Origin of the sequence: Agrococcus sp. SGAir0287 (assembly GCF_005484985.1) — a bacterium.
Lineage (GTDB): Bacteria > Actinomycetota > Actinomycetes > Actinomycetales > Microbacteriaceae > Agrococcus.
This window is the reverse complement of sequence record NZ_CP027942.1, coordinates 982,591-1,008,147: the sequence shown is the minus strand read 5'-3', so window position 1 is coordinate 1,008,147 and position 25,557 is coordinate 982,591. Positions and strand designations below refer to the sequence as shown.

At 72.0% G+C, this 25,557-nt stretch carries 22 protein-coding genes and 1 riboswitch; of the genes, 5 read left to right on the top strand and 17 right to left on the bottom strand.

Translation table 11 applies throughout. The annotated features are described in order from the left end of the window. The first annotated feature begins 24 nt into the window (after window positions 1-24). A complete protein-coding gene (locus C1N71_RS04760) occupies window positions 25-660 on the top strand; it encodes a PH domain-containing protein (protein ID WP_137755367.1) in 636 nt (211 codons plus the stop codon). Between the two features lie 3 nt (window positions 661-663). On the opposite strand, the gene C1N71_RS04755 is transcribed toward C1N71_RS04760, so the two are convergent. From C1N71_RS04755 to C1N71_RS04745, 3 genes are all read right to left on the bottom strand, one after another. Next, window positions 664-1,614, bottom strand: coding sequence for an ABC transporter permease (locus tag C1N71_RS04755; protein WP_137755366.1), 951 nt, complete (start codon window positions 1,612-1,614; stop codon window positions 664-666). A 1-nt stretch (window position 1,615) separates the two neighbouring features. After that, on the bottom strand, window positions 1,616-3,151 hold the full coding sequence (locus tag C1N71_RS04750; protein WP_137755365.1) for an ABC transporter permease: 1,536 nt from the start codon (window positions 3,149-3,151) through the stop codon (window positions 1,616-1,618). Window positions 3,152-3,273: 122 nt separating this feature from the next. Beyond that, window positions 3,274-5,079: an ABC transporter family substrate-binding protein gene (locus C1N71_RS04745; protein ID WP_254678098.1), complete on the bottom strand. Its 1,806-nt coding sequence runs from the start codon at window positions 5,077-5,079 to the stop codon at window positions 3,274-3,276. 286 nt (window positions 5,080-5,365) lie between these two features. Between C1N71_RS04745 and C1N71_RS04740 the strand changes: the two genes are divergently transcribed. Together C1N71_RS04740 and C1N71_RS04735 are read left to right on the top strand one after the other, a co-directional pair. Next, entirely contained in the window at window positions 5,366-5,749 is a 384-nt protein-coding gene (locus C1N71_RS04740) for a thiol-disulfide oxidoreductase DCC family protein (RefSeq protein WP_137755364.1), read from the top strand. After that, the gene (locus C1N71_RS04735; RefSeq protein ID WP_137755363.1) at window positions 5,746-6,558 is read left to right on the top strand and encodes a CPBP family intramembrane glutamic endopeptidase; all 813 of its coding nucleotides are present in this window, start codon (window positions 5,746-5,748) and stop codon (window positions 6,556-6,558) included. Before C1N71_RS04740 ends, C1N71_RS04735 begins: the two co-directional genes overlap by 4 nt. A gap of 19 nt (window positions 6,559-6,577) precedes the next feature. Here C1N71_RS04735 and C1N71_RS04730 read toward each other — a convergent pair whose 3' ends face one another. The 12 genes from C1N71_RS04730 to C1N71_RS04675 form a co-directional block, all read right to left on the bottom strand. After that, complete coding sequence (locus C1N71_RS04730) at window positions 6,578-8,344, bottom strand: ABC transporter substrate-binding protein (RefSeq protein ID WP_137755362.1); 1,767 nt, start codon at window positions 8,342-8,344, stop codon at window positions 6,578-6,580. 95 nt (window positions 8,345-8,439) lie between these two features. After that, window positions 8,440-11,283: an aminomethyl-transferring glycine dehydrogenase gene (gene gcvP / locus C1N71_RS04725; protein WP_137755361.1), complete on the bottom strand. Its 2,844-nt coding sequence runs from the start codon at window positions 11,281-11,283 to the stop codon at window positions 8,440-8,442. Next, a complete protein-coding gene (gene gcvH, locus C1N71_RS04720; protein ID WP_137755360.1) occupies window positions 11,283-11,639 on the bottom strand; it encodes a glycine cleavage system protein GcvH in 357 nt (118 codons plus the stop codon). The genes gcvP and gcvH overlap by 1 nt, the downstream gene beginning before the upstream one ends. Beyond that, window positions 11,636-12,736: a glycine cleavage system aminomethyltransferase GcvT gene (gcvT, locus tag C1N71_RS04715; protein ID WP_137755359.1), complete on the bottom strand. Its 1,101-nt coding sequence runs from the start codon at window positions 12,734-12,736 to the stop codon at window positions 11,636-11,638. The genes gcvH and gcvT overlap by 4 nt, the downstream gene beginning before the upstream one ends. A gap of 69 nt (window positions 12,737-12,805) precedes the next feature. Next, window positions 12,806-12,894: riboswitch (glycine riboswitch) on the bottom strand. 80 nt (window positions 12,895-12,974) lie between these two features. Next, on the bottom strand, window positions 12,975-13,316 hold the full coding sequence (gene mnhG, locus C1N71_RS04710) for a monovalent cation/H(+) antiporter subunit G (RefSeq protein WP_137755358.1): 342 nt from the start codon (window positions 13,314-13,316) through the stop codon (window positions 12,975-12,977). Continuing rightward, window positions 13,313-13,606, bottom strand: a complete 294-nt coding sequence (locus C1N71_RS04705; RefSeq protein ID WP_254678097.1) for a monovalent cation/H+ antiporter complex subunit F — start codon at window positions 13,604-13,606, stop codon at window positions 13,313-13,315. The genes mnhG and C1N71_RS04705 overlap by 4 nt, the downstream gene beginning before the upstream one ends. Next, on the bottom strand, window positions 13,603-14,124 hold the full coding sequence (locus tag C1N71_RS04700; protein WP_175414106.1) for a Na+/H+ antiporter subunit E: 522 nt from the start codon (window positions 14,122-14,124) through the stop codon (window positions 13,603-13,605). Before C1N71_RS04700 ends, C1N71_RS04705 begins: the two co-directional genes overlap by 4 nt. 20 nt (window positions 14,125-14,144) lie before the next feature. Beyond that, a complete protein-coding gene (locus C1N71_RS04695; RefSeq protein WP_137755356.1) occupies window positions 14,145-15,641 on the bottom strand; it encodes a Na+/H+ antiporter subunit D in 1,497 nt (498 codons plus the stop codon). Then, window positions 15,641-16,186: a Na(+)/H(+) antiporter subunit C gene (locus C1N71_RS04690; protein WP_137755355.1), complete on the bottom strand. Its 546-nt coding sequence runs from the start codon at window positions 16,184-16,186 to the stop codon at window positions 15,641-15,643. The genes C1N71_RS04695 and C1N71_RS04690 overlap by 1 nt, the downstream gene beginning before the upstream one ends. Then, window positions 16,183-19,059 (bottom strand): Na+/H+ antiporter subunit A, encoded by a 2,877-nt coding sequence (locus tag C1N71_RS04685; RefSeq protein WP_137755354.1) that lies wholly within the window; start codon window positions 19,057-19,059, stop codon window positions 16,183-16,185. Before C1N71_RS04685 ends, C1N71_RS04690 begins: the two co-directional genes overlap by 4 nt. 177 nt (window positions 19,060-19,236) lie before the next feature. Continuing rightward, entirely contained in the window at window positions 19,237-19,716 is a 480-nt protein-coding gene (locus C1N71_RS04680; protein WP_137755353.1) for a glutathione peroxidase, read from the bottom strand. A 33-nt stretch (window positions 19,717-19,749) separates the two neighbouring features. Continuing rightward, window positions 19,750-21,315, bottom strand: coding sequence for an APC family permease (locus C1N71_RS04675; RefSeq protein ID WP_137755352.1), 1,566 nt, complete (start codon window positions 21,313-21,315; stop codon window positions 19,750-19,752). A 74-nt stretch (window positions 21,316-21,389) separates the two neighbouring features. On the opposite strand from C1N71_RS04675, the gene C1N71_RS04670 reads away from it, so the two are divergent. Next, the gene (locus C1N71_RS04670; protein WP_137755351.1) at window positions 21,390-22,493 is read left to right on the top strand and encodes an LOG family protein; all 1,104 of its coding nucleotides are present in this window, start codon (window positions 21,390-21,392) and stop codon (window positions 22,491-22,493) included. Between the two features lie 9 nt (window positions 22,494-22,502). Here C1N71_RS04670 and C1N71_RS04665 read toward each other — a convergent pair whose 3' ends face one another. Both C1N71_RS04665 and C1N71_RS04660 read right to left on the bottom strand, forming a co-directional pair. Next, complete coding sequence (locus C1N71_RS04665) at window positions 22,503-23,222, bottom strand: hypothetical protein (RefSeq protein ID WP_137755350.1); 720 nt, start codon at window positions 23,220-23,222, stop codon at window positions 22,503-22,505. A 36-nt stretch (window positions 23,223-23,258) separates the two neighbouring features. Continuing rightward, window positions 23,259-24,746, bottom strand: coding sequence for an MDR family MFS transporter (locus C1N71_RS04660; protein WP_137755349.1), 1,488 nt, complete (start codon window positions 24,744-24,746; stop codon window positions 23,259-23,261). A gap of 184 nt (window positions 24,747-24,930) precedes the next feature. On the opposite strand from C1N71_RS04660, the gene C1N71_RS04655 reads away from it, so the two are divergent. Next, window positions 24,931-25,506: a CDP-alcohol phosphatidyltransferase family protein gene (locus tag C1N71_RS04655; protein WP_137755348.1), complete on the top strand. Its 576-nt coding sequence runs from the start codon at window positions 24,931-24,933 to the stop codon at window positions 25,504-25,506. Window positions 25,507-25,557: the final 51 nt, after the last annotated feature.

The following is a 25,557-nucleotide window of genomic DNA, read 5'->3' as shown; positions in this document are numbered from 1 at the left end:
GCGTGGTCCTGCGAGAATGCTTCGGTGCCACAGGGGGAACCGGTCGTCGTCCACTCGCGAACGCATCGAGCGTTCGCGATCGTCATCTGGGCGCTGCTCGCCGCCATCGGCGTCGCGCTGTGGGTCAGCGGCGCCGAGGCGCCGCAGGCGCGCGCCGCGATCCCGACGGTCGTCGCCGCCGCGATCGTGGCGTGGGCCGTGCTCTGGCCGCCGTACGTCGCCGTCGACGCGGACGGCGTCACGGTGCGCAACGTGCTCTCGACGCGCCGCGTGCCGTTCGACGCGCTCGTCGACGTCTCGACGCGGTGGTCGGTGACGCTGCGCACGCCGCGCGGGGCCGTGCCGGTCTTCGTCGCGCCGCAGCCCAGCCGCATCTCGGCGTGGGGCGCGGAGCGCCGCGTGCGCCGCGAGGGCAGTCCGGACGAGCGCGCGAGGCTCGAGCGGGTCGTCCACGTCGGCGACGTGCCGGGCACGGAGTCGGGCGACGTCGCCGCGCTCGTCCGCGACCGCTGGCAGCGCGCGCTCGACGAGGGCCGCGTCGCGGTGGGCGACGCCGACGACGTCGCCGTGTCGCGCACCTGGCACGTCGCGACGATCGCCGTCGCGACGCTCGCCGTGGTCGCCGCCCCCGTCGCCGCGTGGCTCATCGCCGGCGCCTGACGATCAGGCCGCATCGCCGGGGAGCTCCTTCGTGCGTCGGCGCGAGAAGCGCTTCTGCCGCGGGTCGAACGCGTCGCGGAGCCCGTCACCGATGAAGTTGATGAGCAGCGCGGGCGTCACGATGAACAGCGCCGGCCACCAGTACAGCCACGGGCGCGTCGCGAACGACGTCTGATTCTCCGAGATGAGTCGGCCGAGCGACGACTCGGGCGGCTGGATGCCGTAGCCGAGGAAGCTGAGGCCGGTCTCGAGCAGGATCGCGGCCGCTGCCAGCAGCGTGGACGCGACGATCACGACGCCGACGGCGTTCGGGAGGATGTGCTTGAAGATGATGCGCGTGTCGCTCGCGCCCGCGACGCGCGCGGCCTCGACGAACTCGCGCTCGCGCAGCGAGAGGAACTCGGCGCGCACGAGTCGCGCGATGCCCATCCACACCGTGAAGCCGAGGAGGATCGCGAGGAGCCACACGCCGAGCGAGCCCGACACGAGCTTGCCGACGATGGCGCCGATGACGATCGAGGGCAGCACGATGAAGACGTCGGTGATGCGCATGAGCACGGCGTCGACCCAGCCTCGGTAGTAGCCGGCGATGGCGCCCACGACCGTGCCGACGACCGTGCCCACGCCTGCGATGACGATGAGCACGAAGTACGAGTTCTGCAGGCCGCGCATGACGAGCGCGAAGTAGTCGACGCCGATGCGGCTGAGGCCGAAGGGGTGCTCGGCGGTCGGCGAGCGTCCGTCGACCGACAGCGGCGTCGTGTAGTCGTAGGGCCACCAGCCCGGGATGGGTCCGAGGCCGATCGCCGAGACGGAGAACACCCAGATGCCGACGAGCAGCACGAGGGACACCATCGCGATGGGGTTCTTGACGAATCGGAGCAGGATGAGCTGCCCCTGGCTGCGGCTCTCCTTGCCCTCGGTGGAGGCCTGGTTCTGCGTGGTCGTCGTCATCTCATTTCACCCGCACTCTCGGGTCGAGGGCCGCGTAGCAGAGGTCCGCCACGAAGTTGAACAGGATGGCCATGATCGCGATCACCACGAAGTAGCCCATGAGCGGATTGAGGTCGCTCGTCCGCAGCGAGTTGTTGAACAGCTGGCCCATGCCGGCGATCGCGAAGATCGTCTCGGTGATGATCGCGCCGCCGAGCAGCGCGCCGATGTCCGCCGCGACGATCGTCGTGAGCGGGATGAGCATGTTGCGGAACGCGTGGCGCATGACGACCGTGCGCTCGGGCAGGCCCTTCGCGCGCGCCGTGCGCACGTAGTCCTGGTTCAGCACCTCCAGCATGCCGGCGCGGGCGTAGCGCGTGTAGCCGGCGAACGAGATGAGGAGCAGCGCGATCGTCGGCAGCGTGTAGTGCATCGTCGCGTCGATCGTCGTCGCCCAGACGTCACCCGAGAAGCCGGCCGTCTCGCCGCTCACCGTCGCGATCGGGCGTCCGCGGATCCTCGAGTTGTCGAGGTAGGCGGGCCACGACTGCATGACGCGGTCGAGCACGACGAAGGCGCCGGCGACGAAGGCCGTGATGCCGGAGGCGAGCATCGCCTGACCGCGGTCGGGTCCGCCGAGCACGGCGCCGATCAGCACGCCCACGACCACGGCGACGATGCCGAGGAAGATGATCGTCCAGATCGTCGAGACGTCGAACAGGCCCTGCACGAGGAAGTACGACACGTAGGCGAGCGCGCCGCTGATGCCCGCCGAGAGCAGCGCACGCCGGTTCTGGAAGCCGGAGACGAGCGCGACCACCGCGGCGACCGTGCCCGCGATGAGCACGAGCAGGCCGACGGGGCCGAGCGAGGGCTGCAGGAAGAAGTTCGTCGCCTGCATGACGATCAGCAGGCCGGCGGTGGCGACTGCGGCCACCGCGGCGGTGATGAGGCGACGCCGCAGCGCGCCGCCGATGATCGCCTGCCAGACGAATCCGGAGACGACGGTCATGACGATGAGCGTCACGATCGGTATCTGCGGATCGAGGAAGAAGTCGTTGCCGCCGATGGCGATGAACTCCTTGAGGAGCACCGCGACGAGGAAGGACGGCAGCGAGAAGAGGAAGAAGCTGAAGAACGTGATCGTGACGTCGAAGCCCGAGTACTGACGCAGGGCCGAGACGACGCCGATCGTGATGCCGAGGATGATCGCGACGACGGTCGCGATCGAGACGAGGCGGATGGTCGAGACCATGGCGCCGGGCAGCAGGGTCGTGACCTCGATGTTCTGGAGGTTCACGCCGAGGTCGCAGCCCGCGAAGGGCACGACGCAGCGGGCGGCGCCGGAGATCCAGAGGAACCAGCGCAGCGGAGGCGGAACGTCGAGGTCGAGCGCCGCGATGCGGGCCGCGATCAGCTGGTCCTTGTTGATCGCGTTCGACGACTCCAGCTCCTGGAGAGGATTGCCCGCGTAGGCCGCGAGCACGTAGATGATGAACGATGCCACGACGAGCGTGAGGATCGATGCGAGCACGCGTCGCACGATGAAACCGATCAACCCAGGCCTTCTTCCTTACGTCGGAGCGCGCGACGGATCGCGCCGCACGCACACGCTAGTACACGCCCGAGGGGGCGCCGGAGTGGTGCTCCGACGCCCCCTCGTGCCGTGCTGATGCGGGATCAGTCCTCGAGCGTCCAGTCGAGGACGTTGTAGAAGATGCCGGTCTGGCCGCCGAAGAAGTCTCCGACGCCACCGACTCGGCCGTTGCCGGCGGTGAGGCCCGGCGTCTGGAAGAGCGGCAGACCGTACGCGTCCGACTGCGTCAGCGTGTCGATCTGGATCTGCAGCTCGTCGATCGCCTCGGTGTCGTCGATGATGACCTGCGTCTGGTCGACGAGCGAGTCCACCTCGGGGTTCGAGTAGGCGTTGTAGTTGCCACCGCCACCCGTCTGCCAGATCTGCGGCAGACCGGCGTAGCCGGCGCCCGCCGAGATCCAGCCGAAGATCGACACGTCGTAGCCGCCGCCGCCGAGCAGCGAGGACCAGTCGGGCGATCCGCCGTCGTTCACGATGAAGCCGGCCTGCTGCGCGCTCTGCTGGATCAGCTGGAACGTGTCGACGCGGTTCGGGTTCGCCGTGTTGTAGAGGATGGTGATCTCGGGCGTCGCGCCGGCCAGGAGCTCCTGGGCACGGGCGATGTCGACGTCGCCGTAGTTCTCCGCGTAGCCGTTCGCCGCGACGGCGTCGGCGTACTGGGGCTGCGACGAGACGAACAGCTGCGAGTTGAGCACCTCGGCCTCGGGGTTGATCGGCGTGATGATCGAGTCGAGGATCTGCTGGCGCGGGATCGTGAGGAGGAAGGCCTCACGGTAGTCGCGGTTCGAGAACACGGGGCTGTCGAACGACAGGTCCACGTGGTCGTACGAGAGCGCGTCGCCCAGGTCGACCTCGAGGCCGGCCTCGTCGAGCGCCTGCGTCGTGTCGGCCGTGATGCTCGTGGGAGCGATCAGGTCGACCTCGCCGTTGCGGAGCGCCGAGACCTGCGCGGTCGTGTCGCCGATGAACGACATGATGACCGTGTCGAAGGCCGGAGCGTCGCCCGCCCAGTTCTCGTTCAGCGAGAACACGGCCGAGCCACCGTCGTCGGCCGTGAAGTCCGAGAGGATGTACGGGCCGGCACCGACGACGACGTTCTCGTCGGTCGGCATCTCGGTGATGTTGTAGCCGGTCAGCCACGCCTCGCCGAGGGCGAGCAGCGTCGCGTCGGGCTCGGCGGGGTTCGCCGGGTCGCCACGGGTCTCGTTGGCGAGCGCCGTCTGCACGTCCTCGAGCGACACGCCGGCGATCTCCGCCATCGCGTGCGCGGGCTTCGACAGCATGCCCGCGAGCTCCCAGTCCACGTAGGGCTCGGAGTACGTGATCGTCATGGTGCCCGCGTCCTCGTCGATCTCGGGGTACGAGGTCGTGTCGAGGCCGGCGGTGCTGCCGGCGAGCTGGAAGTACTGCGTGCCCGAGGTGGGCTCGCCCGACTCGGGGTCGATCGTGACGTCGTCGTAGTAGCCCGACGTGATCGCCCACGTCAGCAGGAGGTCGGTCGTCGTGATGGGCTCGCCATCGGACCAGACGGCGCCGTCGTTGATCGAGTACTGCACCGTCAGCGGGTCGTCGGAGACGAGCTCGTACGAGACGTTCGTCTCGTCGTGGACGATGCTGTAGTCGCTGCCCAGCTGGTAGAAGGTGCCGAGACCGCCGTTGGAGCCGGAGATGTACTCGGCCATGCCGTTGGTGTTGAGGTTCGTGTCGGGCGTGGCCGAGTTGAGCGACGTCAGGGCGTTGGTGACGGCGACCGTCACGGACTCGCCGCCCCCGCTGCCGCTGGCGCCAGGCGTGTCGCCGCTGGTCGTGCACGCCGAGAGCGCGAGACCGGCGACGCCGACCGCAGCGACGGCCATGAGGCCGCGCGCGCGCGTCTGCTTGTTGAACAAGATTCCTCCTGCTGTGTTCGAAGGTGCGACGCGCTCGTGGCGCAGACGCGTAGGTGCCCCGACTCTATGGCGGGTGGAGGGACGCCTGGCGCCCAGCGGCAAGACCGTTATGAAGTGGTGACGTGGGTGACATCGGACCGTGACGCCGACGCACGATCGTTGCGCGGTGCGCACCGTTCGCGCGCGCAACGCAGCGCAGAAGGGTTGTGGACGGCACGCGCGAGCGCGCAGACCAGGGGCGACGGCTCCGCGTCCCCCGCCTCCCCCGTCGCCGTATGCTGAGGTCGTGACTCCGGCGCTCCTGGTGTTCGACGGCGACTGCGGCTTCTGCACGAGCGCCGTCGATCGGCTCCGCGCGGCGCTGCAACGCTTCCCCGAGGCGCAGCCGTGGCAGTTCCTCGACCTCGACGAGCTCGGCCTGACGCTCGACGACGTCACGAGCTACGCGTGGCTCATCGATCGGGAGTCCGGCCGCCGCTGGCACGGCGCGCAGACCTTCGCGGCGCTCCTGTCGGGGCAGCGCGGCCCGCTGCCGCGCATGGCCGGGGCGCTGCTGTCCGCGCCCGGGCTGCGCCGCGTCGCCGAGCACGGCTACGACTGGGTCGCGGCGCACCGCCACCGGCTGCCGGGCGGCACGCCGGCGTGCGCGATGCCCGGGGCGGGCGCGTGACGCAGGAGCGGCTCGCGCGGCCCTGGTTCCCCGACGCCGAGCCGCTCGTCGGCTCCCGCAGGTCCCGCTGGGTCGAGATCGCCTGCGTGCTGCTCGTCTCGCTCGGCGCGAGCGCGATCTGGTCGATCATCCAGATCGCCGACCTCGCCACCCGTCCGGAGCCGATCGGCGACCAGGTCGTCGCGCTCAACCCCACGCGCAGCGATCGGCCGTGGCTCGACCTCGCGTACCAGCTGACCGGCCACCTCCTCGACCTCGTGCCCGTCGTGCTCGTGTGCTGGCTCCTGTGGCGCGCGCGCCGCCCCCACCTCGCGCGGCTCGGGATCACGTTCGACCGGCCCGCCCGCGACGCGGGCTGGGGCGCCGTGCTGCTGCTCGTCATCGGCATCCCGGGGCTCGCGATCTTCGTCGCGGGTCGTGCGCTCGGCCTCACGGCCGCGCTCGCCCCGAGCCCGCTCGACGCGCAGTGGTTCACGATCCCCGTGCTGCTCGTCGCGGCGTTCCGCGCCGGCGTGACCGAGGAGGTCATCGTCGTGGGCTACCTCTTCGAGCGCCTGCGGAGCCTCGGATGGGGTCGCTACCGGATCATCATCGCCGCGGCCCTCCTGCGCGCCACCTACCACCTGTACCAGGGCGTGGGCGGCTTCATCTCGAACCTGCTGCTCGGCCTGCTCTTCGGCTGGCTCTACAGCCGATACGGCCGCCTGCTGCCGCTCGTGATCGCGCACATCCTCATCGACGTCGTCGCCTTCGTCGGATACCCGCTCGCCGCGGGTGCGTGGCCGGCGCTCTTCGGCCTCGACGGCTAGCGGAGGCGTCGCGGCGCGCTCACTCCTCGGGCAGCGCCCACTGCGGCAGGTTCCACGTGAGCCTCGCGTCAGGTCCGTTGCGGGGCTGCACGCTCTCGATGCCCGAGGCGACGACGTCGGCGACGATCACGGTCGACAGCGGCAGCGCGACGCCCTGCGCCACGATCGAGGTCTCGACCTCGACGAGCAGGTCGCGCACGTCGTTCGGCTCGGTCCTCGTCGCCGCCGTCGCGATGGCCTCGTCGCGAGCGGGGTCGCCGATGCCCGTGAGGTTCGCGGCGCCGCCCGTGCCCCAGTGCGCCGCGACGTCCGCGGCGCTCGTCGGCAGCGGCACCGATGCGATGACCGCGTCCCAGCCTCCCTCGGCGAGACGCGCGTCGAGGTCGTCGGCGCCGCAGTCGGCAGCGGTCCACCCGGACTCCGCGAGGCCTGCGGCGAGCGCGGCGAACGCGCCCGCTGCGAACGGCTCGGCGCGATCGTAGACGACGCACACGGCGGTGCCGGCCGGCACGCCCGCCTGGTCGCGCTCGGCCGCGGCGAGCTCGGCGTCCGGCGAGCCCCAGGCGTCGGCGAAGCCCGAGTCCTCGAGGGAGATCTGATAGCCGCCCGTGCCGGTCTGGAAGAGCACGGAGTCGGTGGATCCCATCTCGGCGCTCCACGCGCCCGCACCGGCCGCGACGACGTCGGCGCGCGGGATGGCGTGCAGCAGCGACTGCCTCGCGAGCGTCGACTGCAGCACGCCCCGATCGCCGCGCAGCTGCAGCGTCCAGATGCTGCCGGTCTGCGTCGCCGTGAGCTGCGCGCCGTCGCGGGTGAGGTCGCGGATCGGCTCCCAGTTCTCGTCCGTCGGCAGCACCTCGACCGCGTCGACGTCGGAGCCGAGCGCGGCGAGCAGCCGGTCCTCGGGCAGGGCGACGAGCTCGACGGTCTCGATCGTCGGCGTCGTCCCCGCGTAGCGACGGTTGGCGACGAGCGTCACGCCATCCTCGCGGATCTCGTCGACGACGTACGGGCCGCTCGAGACGAGCAGCCCCTCGTCGGTCGTCGGCGAGACGTCGAACCCCTCGTTCCACACGGCGGCGATCGCGGCGAGCCGCTCGGGATCGGCGATGCGGATGGCGTCGACCACCGCCTGCTTCGCCTCCATCGGATCCTCGATGCCGAACGCGAGCCGGCCGACGACGTGGGCGGGCACGGCGATCTCGAGCATCGTCTGCCAGTCGGCGACCGGGCCCGTCAGCGGCACGTCGATCGACCTCGCGAACTCGTCGACCTCGGGCTGCCCGTCGGCGAGCGCGAGTCCGCCGGACACGGCGACGTCGAACCACGCCACGTCGGCCGGCACGACGAGCGCGCCCGCCTCGTCGATCGACTCGGCCGGATCGAAGCCCTCGGGCGCCAGCGCGTTCGACCCGGCGACCCAGCCGAGCAGGAGGTCGGCCGCGTCGAGCGGAACGCCGTCCGACCACATGCCGTCGTCGACGAGGTCGTAGCGCACCGTGAACGGCTCGTCGTCGACGATCTCGACCTCGCCGAGGTCGACGTTCGCGACGAGGGATCCGTCGAGCCCGATCGCCGCGAACTGCGACCGCGTCGCGGCGGCGACGTCGAGGTTGCCGGGCGTCGCGCCCGCGCTCGACGCCGCGTTGACGCTCGTGAGCTCCCCACGCCAGCCGATCGCGACGTCGGAACCCTCGATCACGGAGACGGGCAGCGACGGGCCGCAGCCCGTGAGCAGGACGACGCTCGCGACGACGACGACGACCGAGGGGCGCGCAGCGCGCATGCGAACCTCCGTGCTCGAGACCGTGCTGGCGGGCGTCGCCAGGGTGCGCCGACGATCCTACGGACGCACCCTGACGCGCGCTGCCAGGTTGCGGCTCAGTCGGCGAACGCCTCCGGCGGCGGGCAGGCGCACACGAGGTTGCGGTCGCCGAACGCCTGGTCGATGCGCGAGACCGGCGGCCAGTACTTGGCGTGCTCGACCCCGGGCACGGGGAAGACCGCCTGCTCGCGCGTGTACGGCCGCTCCCAGTCGCGCACGATCGAGCCCGCCGTGTGGGGGGCCCGACGCAGCGGGCTCTCCTCGAGCGGCCACTCCCCCGCGCGCACGCGCTCGGCCTCGGCCTTGATCGCGATCATCGCGTCGCAGAACCGGTCGAGCTCGGCGAGGTCCTCCGACTCCGTCGGCTCGACCATGAGCGTGCCCGCGACGGGGAACGACATGGTCGGCGCGTGGAAGCCGTAGTCGACGAGCCGCTTCGCGACGTCGTCGTTCGTGACGCCGGTCTCGGCCGTGAGCGGGCGCAGGTCGAGGATGCACTCGTGCGCCACGAGGCCGTCCGGGCCCGAGTACAGCACCGGGAAGTGGTCGCGCAGCCGCGCCGCGACGTAGTTCGCCGCGAGCACCGCCGCCGCCGTCGCCGCCGTGAGGCCCTCCGTGCCCATCATCCGCACGTAGCTCCACGAGATCGGCAGGATCGACGCGGAGCCCCACGGCGCCGCCGACACGGGTCGCGCGCCGAGCACGAGGCCGTCGACCTCGATGGGCGCCTCCCGCGGGTCGCGCGGCAGGAACTCGGCGAGGTGCTGCTTCGCCGCGACGGGACCGACGCCGGGGCCGCCGCCGCCGTGCGGGATGCAGAACGTCTTGTGCAGGTTGAGGTGGCTGACGTCGCCGCCCACGTCGCCGAAGGATGCGTGGCCCACGAGCGCGTTGAGGTTCGCGCCGTCGATGTAGACCTGGCCGCCCGCATCGTGCACGAGCTCGCAGACGCGCCGCACCCCCTCCTCGTACACGCCATGGGTCGAGGGGTAGGTGATCATGAGCGCCGCGAGGCGATCGGCGTTCGCCGACACCTTCGCCTCGAGGTCGGCGAGGTCGACGTCGCCGCCCTCGTCCGTCGCGACGACGACGACCCGCATGCCCGCGAGCACGGCGGAGGCGGCGTTGGTGCCGTGCGCCGAGGCCGGGATGAGGCAGACGTCGCGCCCCTCGTCGCCGCGCGAGCGGTGGTAGCCGCGGATGGCGAGGAGTCCGGCGAGCTCGCCCTGGCTGCCGGCGTTCGGCTGCAGCGAGACGACGTCGTAGCCCGTGAGGGCCGCGAGCCATGCGGAGAGCTCGTCGATCATCGCGAGCGTGCCCGCGGCGTCGCCCACGGGTGCGTACGGATGCAGCTCGGCGAACTCCGGCCACGACACCGGCTCCATCTCGGTCGCGGCGTTGAGCTTCATCGTGCACGAGCCCAGCGGGATCATGCCGCGATCGAGCGCGTAGTCCTTGTCGCTCAGGCGCTTGGCGTAGCGCATGAGCGACGTCTCGGACCGGTGCGTCGCGAACACCTCGTGCGTCATGAACTCGGTCGTGCGCGGCAGCGCGATCGACGGCTCGACGGCGCCGGCGTCCTGCAGGTCGAGCGCGGCGAGCAGGTCGCCGATGCCCGTCTCGGCCCACAGCTCGTCGACGGTCGCCTGCAGCGTGTCCTCGTCGACGACGTGCACGAGCACGCCGCGAGCGCGCGCCGTCTCGGCCGCCTGGCGCGCCCGACCGGGCAGGCGCAGGCGCACGGTGTCGAAGACGTCGTCGTGCACGACCTCGATGCCGGCGGCGCGGGCGGCCGCCTGCAGCCGCAGCGCGGCCAGGTGCACGTCCTCGGCGATCCGACGGATGCCGTCAGGGCCGTGGTACACCGCGTACATCGACGCCATGACCGCGAGCAGCACCTGCGCGGTGCAGATGTTGCTCGTCGCCTTCTCGCGGCGGATGTGCTGCTCGCGCGTCTGCAGGGTGAGCCGGTAGGCGGGATAGCCGTCGGCGTCCTTCGACACGCCCACGAGCCGGCCGGGCATCTGCCGCTCGAGCCCCGAGCGCACGGCGAGGTAGCCGGCGTGCGGACCGCCGAAGCCCATGGGCACGCCGAAGCGCTGCGACGAGCCCACGGCGATGTCGGCGCCGAGCGAGCCGGGCGACTCGATGAGCGCGAGCGCGAGCAGGTCGGCGCCGACGACGACGACGCCGCCGGCCGCCTTGACGGCGTCGATGACCACGCGCGGATCCCACACGCGCCCGGAGGCGCCCGGGTACTGGATGAACGCGCCGAAGACGTCGATGTCGCTCGGTGGCTGCTCGTGGCCGGGCGCGCCGTCGCGATCGAACGGCGTCTCGTGCAACTCGATGCCGACGGCCTCGGCGCGGTGCGCGAGCAGCGCCTTCGTCTGGGGCAGCGCATCCGCGTCCACGAGGAAGACGTTCGAGGACGACCTCGACACCCGCCGGGCCAGCAGCATGCCCTCGACGACCGCCGTCGACTCGTCGAGCATCGACGCGTTCGCGGTGTCGAGGCCCGTGAGGTCGGCGATCATCGTCTGGAAGTTGATGAGCGCCTCGAGGCGACCCTGCGAGATCTCGGGCTGGTACGGCGTGTACGCCGTGTACCAGGACGGGTTCTCGAGGATGTTGCGGCGGATCGGCGCCGGCGTGATCGTGCCGTGGTAGCCGAGGCCGATGGCGCTGCGCCGCACGGTGTTGCGACGCGCGAGCTCCGCGAGCCGCTGCGCGGCCTCGCGCTCGGTGAGCGCGGCGCCGATGCCCTCGGGCGTCGAGCGGATGCCCGCGGGCACCGCCGCATCCATGAGCGACTCGAGCGAGTCGTGGCCGAGCAGCTGCAGCATCGTCTGCTGCGCCGCCGACGACGTGCCGATGTGGCGGTCGCGGAAGGGCCGCATCAGGAGAGCGTCGCCTGGTAGGCCGCGGCGTCGAGCAGCTCGGGCTCGGAGGTGAAGCGGACCTTGACGAGCCAGCCCGCACCCTCGGCGTCCTGGTTCACGAGCGTCGGGTCGCCCGCGACCTCGTCGTTGACCGCCACGACCTCGCCGTCGGCGGGCGCGAAGAGCTCGCCGACCGACTTCGTCGACTCGATCTCGCCGATGGCCTCGCCGCTGGAGAAGGTACGACCCACCTCGGGCAGGTCGACGTAGACGACGTCGCCCAGCTGCTGCTGCGCGTGCTCGGTGACGCCGAGGACGTGGGCGTCGCCCTCGGCGCGCACCCACTCGTGGTCTGCGGTGTACTGCGTGGTCATGCTCGCTCCTGACGGCGGTAGAAGGGGAGGTCGACGATGGTGACGGGGATGCGCGTGCCGCGCACGTCGATGGCGAGGGATCCCGAGTGGCCGGGGGTCACGAGCGCCATGGCGATGGGGTGGCCGAGGGTCGGCGAGAGGGCGCCCGAGGTGACGACGCCGACCTCGGCGTCGCCGTCGAGCACCGGGTAGCCGGCGCGGCCGGCGCGGCGACCCTCGGCGACGAGGCCGACGAGCACGGGCGCGTCGGCGGCGGGCCCGGCCTCGACGGCCTCGCGGCCGACGAAGTCGCCCTTCGTGCGCAGCGCGACCGAGCGGCCGACGCCGACCTGCGCAGGCAGCGTCTCGGTCGACAGCTCGTGGCCGTACAGCGGCATGCCCGCCTCGAGGCGCAGCGTGTCGCGCGCGGCGAGGCCGCACGGCTGCAGGCCCATGGGCGTGCCGACGCGCACGAGCGCATCCCACAGGTCCGAGGCTGCGTGCGCGGGCACGTAGAGCTCGAAGCCGTCCTCGCCGGTGTAGCCGGTGCGGGCGACGAGCACGTCCTCGCCCTCGAAGACCGCCTCGAGGACGCGGTAGTAGCCGAGCTCGTCGAGCGGCGACGACTCGAGGCCGATCGCCTCGACGATCGCCTGCGACGCGGGCCCCTGCACGGCGACGAGCGCGATCTCCTCGGTCTCGTCGACGACCGTCGCGTCGAAGCCGGCGACGCGCTCGGCGAGCGCCTCGGCGACGACGGCGCGGTTGCCCGCGTTCGCGACGACGAGCCACTCGGACGCCCCGAGCCGGTAGACGATGAGGTCGTCGAGGATGCCGCCGGACTCCGCCAGCAGCAGCGTGTAGCGCGCCTGCCCGAGCTCGAGCGCCGACAGGCGGCCGGCGAGCGCGTGGTCCAGGAAGGCCCCCGCCTCGGCGCCGCGCACGCGCAGCTCGGCCATGTGGCTGAGGTCGAAGAGGCCGGCGCGCTCGCGGACTGCGGCGTGCTCGGCCAGGTCGGAGCCGTAGCGCAGCGGCATCATCCAGCCGCCGAACTCGGTCAGCTGGGCGCCGGCGGCCGTGTGCCTGGCCTCGAGCGGGGTGTGCAAGATCTCGGGCATGAGTCCTCGTCGTGAGTGGATCGGGACTCCCCCTCAGTCGCGCGACGGATCGCCGGTGCTCCTGAGCGGCCTGCGCATGCGGTCTTCGGACCTGAGAGGTTGGCGGGGAGTGCTTGCTCCTTCGGTGTCGCGCGAGGCGACTCTTCCGCATGGGCTGCGACGGCCGGGTTCTGCAGTTGTGCCTCGATCGTAGCCGACGCGCACGGCGGACGGCGTCCGCTCCCGCATGCGGCGGCGCTCAGCGCTCGTCGTCGGTCTCGTCCTCGACGAGCAGGTCGGTGCGGTACTGCTTCGCCAGGTACGCCGAGCGCGACATCATCTGGCTCGCCACGGGCGCCGTGAGCAGCTGCAGCAGCGCGACGAGCAGGAGCATGCCCGTCGCGAGCGGATCGCGCAGCTCGAGCGCGAGGCCGATCGCGATGAGCGCGATGCCGAGCGTCTGCGGCTTCGACGCGGTGTGCATGCGGCCGAGCGCGTCGGGCAGCCGCAGGAGGCCGAAGGCTGCGATGACGGTGAGCAGGGCGCCGAGCAGGATGAGGATGGCGCCGGCGACCGTGAGGATCGTCTCGAGGAGGGTCATGCGTCGTCCTCCTCGTCCGTGCGCATCGTGGCGGCGCGGCTCGCGACGTAGCGGGCCATCGCGACGGTGCCGGCGAAGGCGACGAGCGAGAGCACGAGCATGACCGGCACGGTGTAGGCGTGCTGGGAGACGGCGGCCTCGATCGCGAGGACGCCGACGACGACGGCGATGAGCACGTCGGTCGCGAGCACGCGGTCGATCGGCGAGGGTCCTCGCACGAGTCGGACGATCGCCATGACGGCGGCGGCGGCGAGCAGAACGCCGGCGACGACGAGCACCCAGTCGCTCACGCGGTCACCTCCTCGTAGCGGGCGCGCTCCGCGCGCGACGCGAAGGCGCGCACGAGCAGGCGCTCGGCGTCGTGCACCTCGTCGCGCGCACGCTGGATGGAGGCGGGGCTCGAGGCGTCGAAGACGTGCAGCAGGATCTCGTGCCGGTCGAGCTCCACGATGACGGACCCCGGGATCAGGGTGACGACCTCGACCGTCATCGCCTTCACGAACGGGCTCTCGCTGCGGAGGGGCACGCGGATGAGCGCATGCTGCACGGGGCGTCGCACGGCGAGCACGCCGATCGAGACGATGACGCTCGCCTTGACGAGGCCCCAGCCGACCCAGGCGATCAGATGGAGGAGCGCCAGCGGCCGGAACCGCTCCATCTCGGGCACGTCGGGGAGGGGGAAGGCGACCTGCACCCCGAGCGCGACCACGAGGCCGAGCACGGCGGCCGCGATCGACAGGTCGCCCCACAGCACCATCCACACGATCGTGAGGCCGATCGTGGCGGTCCACGACAGACGAGCCTTCAAGCGTCGATGCACGCGTCGCATCACGGCACCGCCTCCTCGACCGCGGTCACGTACGTCTGGGCGCGCAGATCGTGCGCGGCGTCGGTCGAGAACGTCGAGAGCGGGCCGGCGACGATCGAGATCGCGCACGTCACGGCCACGAGCGCGCCGGCCGTCACGAGCCACGACGCCGGGAGCCTGCGGTGCTCGGCGTGCTCCTCCTGCGCGGGCTCCCAGAACGCACGATGCCACACGCGGATGATCGCGAGCAGCGTGAGCAGGCTCGTGGCGATGCCGCCGAACACGAGCGCGTACGCGAGCGGCGTGCCCTCGGCGATGCCCGCCTGGAAGAGCGCGACCTTGCCGAGGAAGCCCGAGAAGGGCGGCAGTCCCGCGAGGTTGATGGCAGGGACGAAGAACAGCACCGCGAGCACCGGGATGGAGGCGAGGCCGCCGATCCGGGACATCGACGTCGAGCCGCCCGCGCGCTCGATGAGCCCGACGACGAGGAACAGCGCCGTCTGGATCAGGATGTGGTGCGCCACGTAGAAGATCGAGCCCGCGAGCCCCGCCTCGGTCGCGAGGCCGATGCCGAGCACCATGTAGCCGATGTGGCTCACGAGCGTGAACGACAGCAGTCGCTTGATCTCGTTCTGCGCGAGCGCGCCGAGGATGCCGACGACCATGGTCGCGAGCGCGACCCACAGCAGCAGGTCGGTGAGCGGGCTCTGCGGGAACAGCAGCGTCTGCAGCCGGATGATGGCGTAGACGCCGACCTTCGTCAGCAGGCCGGCGAAGACGGCGGTGACCGAGGCCGGCGCGGTCGGGTACGAGTCCGGCAGCCAGGCCGACAGCGGGAAGATCGCCGCCTTGATCGCGAAGACCGTGAGCAGCAGCAGCTGGATCGTGAGCTGGATGCCCTCGCCGAGCTGCGGCAGCCGCTCGGCCATCTGCGCGAAGTTCACGGTGCCGACCGCGCCGTAGACGACGGCGATCGCGACCAGGAAGAGCGTCGAGGAGACGATGCTCACGACGATGTACGTGCTGCCGGCGCGGACGCGCTCGCGCGGCGCGCCGAGCGTGAGCAGCACGTACGACGCGAACAGCAGCATCTCGAAGCCGACGAACAGGTTGAAGAGGTCGCCGGCGAGGAACGCGTTCGCGACGCCCGCCGAGAGCACGAGGTAGGTCGGATGGAAGATCGACACCGGCGCCTCGCGCGTGCCGGCATCCTGGTCCTGGCGCGTGGCGAAGACGAGCACCGTGATCGTGACGATGCTCGACACGAGCACCATGAGCGACGAGAGCCGATCGGCGACGAGCACGATGCCGAGCCCCTCGGGCCACGCGCCGACCCAGAGCGCCTGCGGCCCGGCGGTGGACAGCGCCACGAGCAGGACGGCGACGACGAGCACGAGCGACAGCGAGATCGCCGAGACGATGCGCTGCACGCGCGGGCTGCGCGGGAAGCACATGGCGACGCCAGCGCCGACGAGCGGCAGCAGCACCGGCAGCGGGATGAGGTTCACGGCATCCATCAGCCCCTCCCCTCCGGCTCGATCGCGTGCTCGCTGTCGGTGTGGTCGGCACCCGGCTCGGGCATGTGCTCCTCGGTCGCGTCGTCGGGCACGGCGTCCTCGGGCACCGCGTCGGGCGCCTGCACGCCGCCCGACTCGGTGTCGTCGTCGACCCCGGGCCGCTCGGCGAACGACGCCGAGGTGAGGTCGGCCTCGGCACGGCGACGCACCAGCGCGTCCTCGACGTCGTCGGCGACCTCGTCGTGGCCGTCGAGCTGGAACGACCGGTACGAGAGCGCGAGCAGGAAGGCGCTCGCCGCGAGCGAGATGACGATCGCCGTGAGCACGAACGCCTGCGGCAGCGGGTCGGCGATCGCGTCCTGCCCCTCGCCGATGATCGGCGCACGACCCGCGGGGCCGCTCGCGACGATGAAGAGCAGGTTGACGCCGTTGCCGGCGAGGATGACGCCCGCCATGATGCGCAGGATCGAGCGCTCGAGGATGAGGTAGACGCCGCACGCGATGAGCGCGCCGCCGGCGACGACGAGGGCGAGGCTGGGGATCACGACGACTCCCACGTCCGCACGCGGTCGGACTGCGCGATCGGCACGGGCGCCATGCCCTGCCGCACCTGCACGTCGATGCCGGCGCCGAGGCTGCGCACGAAGTCGAGCATGGCGCCGACGACGATGAAGTACACGCCGACGTCGAAGACGACGGTCGTCACGAGATAGGACTCGCCGAGCACGGGCAGGTCGAGGTCGATGCGGTACGACTCGCCGATGCGCCCGCCGATCAGCACCGGCCACAGCATGCTGACCGCCGCCACCGCGATGCCCACGCCGAGGAGGCGTCCGGCGTCGAAGGGCGCGGCGTTCGCGAGCTCGTCGCGGCCCGCGGCGAGGTAGCGCAGGGCGATCGCGAGTCCGCCCACGAGTCCGCCCGCGAAGCCGCCGCCGGGCAGGTTGTGGCCGACGAGCAGCAGGTAGATCGACACGACGACCATGACGGGGAACATGAGGCGCGTCATCATCTCGAGCACGGGTGCGGCATCCTGCGCCTCGACGCCGCGACCGCCGCGCAGGAACGTGCTCGCGCGGCCGCCCGTCGCGTCCGGGCGCCCGCGGTCGCCGCGGAGCGTGCCGCGCGGGTCCGCGGCCCGGGTGCGGATGAAGATGAGGCTCGCGACGCCGGTCGCGGCGACGAGCAGCACCGCGATCTCGCCGAGCGTGTCCCACGAGCGGATGTCGACGAGGGTCACGTTCACGATGTTCGAGCCGTAGCCGAAGTCGTACGCCCGCTCGTAGAAGCCCTCGGAGATGGGCACGTCGATGCGCGCGCCCGCCGCGGCGACCGCGATGAGCGAGGCGACGGCGCCGACGCCGATCGCGAGGGCCGCGCGCAGCCACCTGCTCGAGCGCAGCGGGCGGTCGGTGAAGTACTTCGGCTGGCGTCGCAGCACGAGCACGAGCAGCACGAGCAGCACCGTCTCGCAGAGCACCTGCGTGAGCGCGAGATCGGGTGCGCCGTGCAGGAGGAAGAGGACGGCGACGCCGTAGCCGACGACGGAGAGCAGCATGAAGGTCTTCAGGCGACCGCGCGTGTTCGCCGCGAACACGCCGGCGATGACCACGGCGACGACGACGAGCAGCTGGCCGGGTCCGTCGGCGAGGCGGACGGGCTGCAGGAACGCGCCGCTCGCGAGCACGACGACGCCCGGCAGGGCGACGACCGTCGCGAGGATCGTCGCGACGTGCAGCGGCAGCGAGCCCGTCTGGGTGCGGCCGGTCACCTCGACCGCGAGGCGGTCGATGCCGCGGATGAGCCCGCGGAAGCCGCGCTCGAACGGGTCGACGGCGGTCTGCTCGCCCATCCGGCGCCCGAGGGTCAGCCAGACGAGGGCACCCACGAGCAGCGCCGCGATCGTGAGCAGCAGCGGCACGCTCACGCCGTGCCAGAGCGCGAGACGCTCGATGTCGTCGGCGCCGAGCGCCGGCGCGATCGCGGGCTCGAGCACCTGCGTGAGCGGCTCGCCCGCGAAGCCGAGCCCGAGCCCGACGGCCGCGAGCACGACGGGCATCGCGACCATGGGCCAGACGAGGCGGTCGGAGGTCGTCGCGTCGTCGCGACGAGGACCGAGGAAGACGGCGACCGTGAGGCGCAGCGTGTACGCGACGGTCATGGCCGCGCCGATCGCGAGCGCGACGAGGGCGACGTACCCGACCCACGGGTCGAGGCCCTCCATGTGCGACGCGTGCTCGGCGGCGGCGAGGCCCGACTCCTTCGCGACGAACGCGAGGGCGGGCGGCACCCCTGCCATGGCGGCCGCGGCGACGAACGCCGCGACCGCGAGGACGGGATGGTCTCGGCCCACCCCTCCGAGCCGCCGCAGGTCGCGCGTGCCGTACGCGCGATCGACGGCCCCGACCACCATGAACAGCGCGGCCTTGAACATCGCGTGCGCTGCCAGCATGGCGAGGCCCGCGAGCATCGCCTGCGCCGTGCCGATGCCGATGATCGTGATGAGCAGGCCGAGCTGGCTCACCGTGCCGTGCGCGAGCAGCACCTTCGCGTCCAGCTGCTTGAGGGCGCGGGCGGCGCCGAGCAGCATGGTGACGGCACCGAGCACGATGAGCGTCGGCCGCCACCACGGCAGGTCCGCGAAGGCCGGCGTGAGGACGGCGACGAGGAAGACGCCCGCCTTGACCATCGCCGCCGCGTGGAGGAACGCGGAGACCGGCGTCGGCGCGGCCATGGCGCCCGGCAGCCAGAACTGGAAGGGCACGATCGCCGACTTCGCGAGCGCGCCGACGACGGCGAGCGCGACGCCGACGGACGCGACGGCGGTCTGCGGCGCCTCCGCGAGCACGGCGGCCAGCGAGAGGGAGCCGGCCTCGTGCCCGACCATGAGCACGCCGACGAGCAGGGACAGGCCGCCGATCGTCGTGACGACGAGCGCCGAGTGGGCCGCGATGCGGTTCTTGCGGACGTGGTGGTTCAGGCCGACGAGGAGGTAGCTGAACACCGTCGTGAGCTCCCAGAACACGACGAGCAGCACGAGGTCGTCGGAGAGCACGAGGCCGAGCATGCTGCCCGCGAAGCCCGTGAGCAGCCCGACCGTGCGCGGCGCCAGCGACGCCGATCGGAAGTACCACGCGCAGTAGGCGAAGATCAGGGCGCCGACGCCCGTCACGACCATCGCGAGGAGCCAAGCCGGCGGCGTGAGCCGGAGGTCGATGGCGACGTCGAGCGTCGGCATCCACTCGATGCGCTCCTGCAGCACCTCGCCGGCGGCGACCGCAGGCGCCTGCAGGGCGAACCAGACCGCGCCGGCCGCGCTGAGCACGGCGGGCACGAGGAAGACGCGTCGACCGAGGCGGGCGCTGAGCGCGCTCGCGACCAGCGCCACGATGGCGTATGCGGCGACGAGTGCGATCACGGCGGCCTCTCTCGCATCCCGAAGACGCGGATGGGGTCGGAGTGTCCTCCCAGCATACCGTCAGCGGCATGGGAGGCGCGCGCCGAGGATGCACCTCGGGGCACGCGCTCGGCGAACGTGGCATTCCCGTGCCGGAGCCCGGGCGCGCCGCCGCGTCCGGCGACGACGCGCCTGCCGTCAGGCCGCGAGCGCGCGCTCGACGTCGGGCGCGATGTCCTTCGGCTCGACCCTCGGCGCGTACCGCTCGACCACGGCGCCGTCGCGGCCGACGAGGAACTTGGTGAAGTTCCACTTGATGGCGTCGCCGAGGATGCCGCCCTTCTCCTTGCGCAGCCACTGGAAGAGCGGGTGCGCATCCTTGCCGTTCACCGCGACCTTCGTCGACAGCGGGAACGTCACGCCGTAGTTGACCTGGCAGAACTCCGCGATGGCCGCGTCGTCGCCCGTCTCCTGCTTGAACTGGTCGGAGGGGAAGCCGAGCACGACGAGGCCCTGGTCGCCGTACTGCCGGTGCAGCTCCTCGAGGCCCTCGTACTGCGGCGTGAAGCCGCACGACGAGGCCGTGTTCACCACGAGCACGACCTTGCCCGCGTACTCGGCGAGCGGCTGCTCGGATCCGTCGTTCCTGGTCATGGTGAAGTCGGCGATCGTCGTCATGGCGTCAGCCTGCTCCCGCATCCTCTGCGCCTGCTATGCGCCGTCGCGTGCGCCCGAGCGCGCGAGCTCGATGGGCCCGAGCGCCGCGGTCGCGACCTCCTGCGACACGGCCTCCCCGCCGCGCCTGGCGAAGAACGCGCGTCCCTCGGTGAGGTACCACGCGACCATGAGCCCGATGCCGACGAGGAAGAGCCCGATCGCGATCGCGAGCGGTGCGCCGACGCCGAGGATCGGCGTGCCCGAGTACGACGCCTCGGGATCGGCCTGCTCGATCGCTGCGGCGACGAGCAGGACGAGCAGCACGACCGAGCCGATCGCCGGCCCGACGCCGACGAGCAGGAATCCGCGCACGCTGCGCAGCAGCGCGTGCCGCCAGTAGATGACGCAGGCGATGCCCGTCAGCGCGTAGTAGAAGGCGACGACGATCGACAGCGCCGTGAGCGAGTCGAAGAGGAAGTTCTCGCTCACGATCGATGCGGCGACGTACCAGACGATCGCGACGATGCCGATGACCCAGGTGCCGAACGCCGGCGTCTCGAAGCGCTCGTGCACGCGCCCGAACGCCTTGGGGAAGGCGCCTGCGACCGCCATCGAGAGGGACGTGCGGGATGCGGGCAGGATCGTCGTCTGCGTCGACGCGAGCCCCGAGATGATGATCGAGAGCACGAGGACCCAACCGAAGGGCCCCATGACCTGGCTCGCCACGGCCCCGAAGAGGCCGGCGTCGTCGTCGTACGCCTCGACGGTCGACAGCCCCGCGACGCCGATGATCGCGATCGCGGTCGTGAGGTAGGTCACGAGCAGCAGCACGGTCGACACGATGCCCGCGAGGCCGGGCGCGGTCGCCGAGTCCTTGGACTCCTCGGAGAGGTTGACCGCCGACTCCCAGCCCCAGTAGATGAAGACGCCCAGCAGCATCCCGGCGATGAGCGCGCTCGGCTCGACGCCGACGGGGTTCAGCCAGTCGAGCGAGAAGGCGGGCGCGTCGGCGGCGACGTTCCCGGTCGCCATCGCGGCGATGCCGAGGCCCGCGAAGAGCAGCACGGCGCCGACCTGCGCGAGCACCATGACGCGCTGCACCATGGCCGACAGCTCGGTGCCGATGACGCAGATGAGCGTCATGATCACGATGATGATCACCGCGAGCGCGACGACGACCCAGCGCGTGTCGCGCAGGTCGTGCAGCCCGACGATGTCGAGCAGGTAGTAGGCCGAGACGTCGGCCTGCGCGCCGATGACGAGCACGCCCGTCGTGAAGATGGCCCAGCCGCCCATCCATCCGACCCACGGCCCCATCGCGCGGGTGACCCAGGAGAACGTCGTGCCGCAGTCCTGGTCGGCTCGGTTCATGTACGAGAACGCGCCGGCGATGAGGAACATGGGGATGAACGACACGAGCAGCACCGCGGGCGCCTTCACGCCGACGATCACGACGATCGACCCGAGGACGGCGGCGAGCGAGTAGGCCGGCGCCGTGGAGTCGAGGCCGATCGCGAGACCGTCCCAGAAGCCGATGGCGTTCGCCTTCAGGCCCTTGCCGCCGCGCTCGTCGGTCGTCGCGGGCGGCGTCGCGCTCGTGGGCTCGTCGGTCGTCGCCATGGCGCCTCCTTCGGTCGTGAGCCGATTCTGCACCCATCGACGCCGCCCGGTCGCCCATCGCTAGGCTCGCGCCCATGCGCGCCGAGCACGGACGGATCGTCGACGTCGACTCCCTCGACCAGCTGGATCGGCTGCTCGTGCGCGGCGCGCGCGCCATGCGCGGCTGGCGCCTGCAGGATCTCGACCTGCGCGAGCGCGACGCACAGCTGCGGCAGCTCGACCCGCGCGGGGCAGTGCTGCTCGGCTGCGACCTGACGCCCGAGCAGGAGACGCGGCTCGTGGCGGGCGGCGCCCTCGTGTTCCGCGACGTGCCCGACGCGCCGTTCAACGCCTACCGCTCCACGCTCTACTCCCCCGACGAGCTGCTCGATGTCGCCCCGGAGGACTACGAGCGCAGCCTCGACGCTCGCGTCTACGCATGGTCGCGGCAGCGCTCGCGCGACGTCGCCCTCACGCTCGCCGCCGCGATGCACGACCACGCGATCGACGACGCGCTCGCAGCGTGGGTGCGCGGCAGGCGCGTCGTCGGCGTCATGGGCGGGCATCGCGTGCAGCGCGACGAGCGCGCCTACGCGGACGCCGCTCGCCTCGGTCGTGCGCTCGGCGCGGCGGGTCGCACGGTCGCCACGGGCGGCGGGCCCGGGGCGATGGAGGCTGCGAACCTCGGCGCTCGTGCCGCAGGCGCGTCGGAGTCGGCGCTCGCGGAGGCCCTCGCGATCGTCGCCCGCGTGCCGACGTACGTGGGCCGCATGGCCGCGTGGCTGCGCTCCGGGCTCGACGCGCGCGCCCTGCTCGAGCCGGCGTCCGACACCCTCGGCGTGCCGACGTGGCACTACGGCCACGAGCCGCCGAACGTCTTCCAGACCGCGGCGGCGAAGTACTTCCAGAACTCCGTGCGCGAGGACCTGCTGCTGCGCGTCGCGACGGCGGGCCTCGTCGTGCTGCCCGGCGAGGGCGGCACGGTGCAGGAGATCTTCCAGGACGCATGCGAGGTCTCCTACGCCGACGAGGCGGGATGGACGCCGATCGTGCTCGTCGGGCGCGCCTACTGGACCGAGCGCTATCCCGCGTGGCAGCTGCTCGAGGCGGTCATGCGCGGCCGGCCGGGCGCGCAGGGCCTCGCGCTCGTCGACACCGTCGACGAGGCGGTCGAGGCGATCCTCCGGTCGGAGCGCTGACCGATCCGGTCAGGCGGTCGTCGTGCCGCGGTCGATCGCGCCGGCGATGCGCTGCTCGATGTCGGCAGCCGTCGCGTCGGGCAGCACGATCAGCCCGTCGAGCTCCGCGCGCGCACGGCGATACGCGCTCTGGCGCTCGGCGGCCGACGCCGCCTCGTCGACGGCGATGCCCACGAGCATCCGCGCCGTCTGCAGCCGCTTCCGCTCGGCGTCGGTGAAGTCCTGCTGCTTGCGCCGGCGCGCCTCGGCGAGCGCGACCTCGAACGCGTCCTCGAACTGCTCCACCGCGTCGCGGTACTCGGCGAGACGGGTGGCATCGAGCTGCTCGCCGTCGTCGGGCCGCAGCGCGTCGGCGCGGCGCTTCGCGCGGTGGAAGTCGCGCGTGAGGGGCTCGCGCATGTCCGTCATGAGCGGATAGTCGATGACCTTCGCCGCGTCGAGCTCGTGGTCGAGCCACCGCCGCAAGACCGCGTCGTGCCTGGCGACGACGCGGTCGAGGTCGCGCGCCAGCGCGTCGGGCGTGGGCGACTGCGGCACGCCCGCCGCCGGTGCGGCGACGCCCGACGTCACCTGATGGCGCAGGCGCAGTCGCTCCATCCGCATCTCGTGCCGCTCGCGACGACCGCGCTCCAGGTAGTGGCCGAGGCCGCCGATGCCGGCCCAGATGAAGCCGCCGAAGGGGAAGACGAGCCACCAGTAGTTCCCGAGGAAGTCGAAGAAGCCGTCCACGCGCCCGACCCTAGCCCCGCAGCCTGCACGGCACGGTCAGACGGCCGGAGCCTCCTCGGCCGGGTGGTCGCGGTCGACGACGACGTCGTCGGGTCGGCGCACCGTCGTGGCGAGCAGGATGCCGGCGACCCAGACGATCGCGCCGCCGAGGAAGGCGACGCGCGCGCCCTGCACGAAGGCCTCGTCGAACGGCGTGCCAGCCGCCTGCAGCGCGGCCGACTGCGACGCGAGCACCGTGACGAAGAGCGCCGTGCCTGCTGCCCCCGCCACCTGCTGCAGCGTGGACACCATCGCCGAGCCCGAGCCGTACAGGCGGCGGGGCACCGAGCCGAGCGCGACCGTGAAGAGGACGGGGAACGTCGCGGCGAAGCCGAGGCTCATCGTCACGTGGAGCGCGAGCACCATCCACAGGGGCGTGTCGACCGACAGCAGCGTCGCGAAGCCCACGAGGGCCGCGAGCACGACGAGCGACCCGGGCACGAGCAGGACGCGAGGGCCGCGACGGTCGTAGATGCGGCCGACCACCGGCCCGAGGAGGCCCATGAGCAGTGCCCCTGGCAGCGTGACGAGGCCGACGAGCAGCGGATCGAGGCCGAGCGCCCGCTGCAGCACGAGCGGCAGGGCGATGATCGATCCGAACATCGCCATCATCGCGATCGCCATGACGAGCAGCGACCTCGTGAAGAGCGCGTAGCGGAAGGTGCGCAGGTCGAGCAGCGCATCGTCGGTGCGCTGCAGCACTCGCTGGCGCAGCACGAACGCGACGAGCGCCGCGACGCCGACCACGGCCGCGAGCGGCAGCTCCCACGCGGGCGCCGCGGCGTCGCCGATGAGCGAGAGCGCGTAGACGGAGCCGCCGAAGCCGAGCGCCGCGAGCGGCACCGATGGCCAGTCGAGACGCGCCGCGACGACCTCGTTGACGTCGCTGAGGCGCGACAGGCCGACGACGGCGAAGCCGATCGCGATGGGCAGCACGACGATGAACACGAACCGCCAGTGCAGCTGCTGCAGGATGACGCCCGACAGCGTCGGACCGAGCGCGGGCGCGCACGCGATGACCATCGAGACGTTGCCCATGACGAGGCCGCGCAGCCCGGGCGGGACGAGGTCCATGACGGTCTTCATCATGAGCGGGAAGACGATCGCGGTCCCCGCCGCCTGCACGATGCGGCCCGCGAGCAGCATCCAGAATCCGAAGGACGCCGCGGCGACGAGCGTGCCGAGCACGAAGAGTCCCATCGCGAGCGCGTACGTCTGGCGCGTCGTGAGCCGCTGCTGCAGCCACCCCGTGATGGGGATGACGACGGCCATCGTGAGCAGGAAGCCCGTCGTGAGCCACTGCGCGAGGCGCTCGGTGATGCCGAGGTCGTCGATGATCGCGTCGAGCGCGACGTTCATCGCCGTCTCGTTGAGGATGACGACGAACGCCGACAGCAGCAGGACGGTGATCGTGACCTTGTCGCGCGGATCGAGGCGCGGCCGCTCGGCGGACTGCGCGGCGACGGGGGCGTCGGTGGATGCCATGGGGGTGCTCTCGGGGATCGGCGACGCGACGGCGTCGGAGACGTGGTGCGTCCGGCGGTGCGCGCAGGACGACGGGTGGGGCAACGGCGCGAGTGCGATCGGCATTCCCCCTGTCGCCACGATCGGGCGACACGGTCCGCGGCCATGCGCCGCGGGCAGATGCCCATGCTGCCAGACTGGCGTCATGGAGTCGACGCCGCGCGATGCGGGCTGGGCCACGATCCCGAACCTCGTGACGGTGCTGCGCTTCCTGCTCATCGTGCCCGTCGTCGTGGTGCTGCTGCGCGGCGGCGAGGGCGACTGGCTGCCGGTCGTGCTGCTGGGCGTGTGGGCGTCGACCGACTGGATCGACGGGCAGCTCGCGAGGCGGCTGGGCCAGGTCTCCGTCATCGGGGCGAAGCTCGACCCGTTCGTCGACCGGCTCGGCACCGCCGTCATCGCCGTGACGCTCGCCGTCATCGGCGCCCTGCCGTGGTGGATGCTCGCGGTGCTGCTCGCGTTCGACGTGCTCGCGACCGTGCTGGGCGTCAAGGCCGCCGCCGAGGGACGCCTGCCGGTGACGTGGGTCGGCAAGGTGCGCACGGCCGTCCTCTTCGTCGGGCTCGTGCTGCTCGTCGCAGCGGTCACCGTGCTGCCGGCGCTGCATCCGGTCGCGTTCGTGCTGCTCGTCGCGGGCCTCGCGCTGCACGTCGTGTCGACCGTCGGCTACAGCGTCTCGGCCGTGCGCCAGGGCATCGCGCGCCGCGCCACCACCCGCTGAGCGGCTGACGCGCGGCGCTCGACGCCCTCGCCGTTCCCCTCAGGCTGGGCA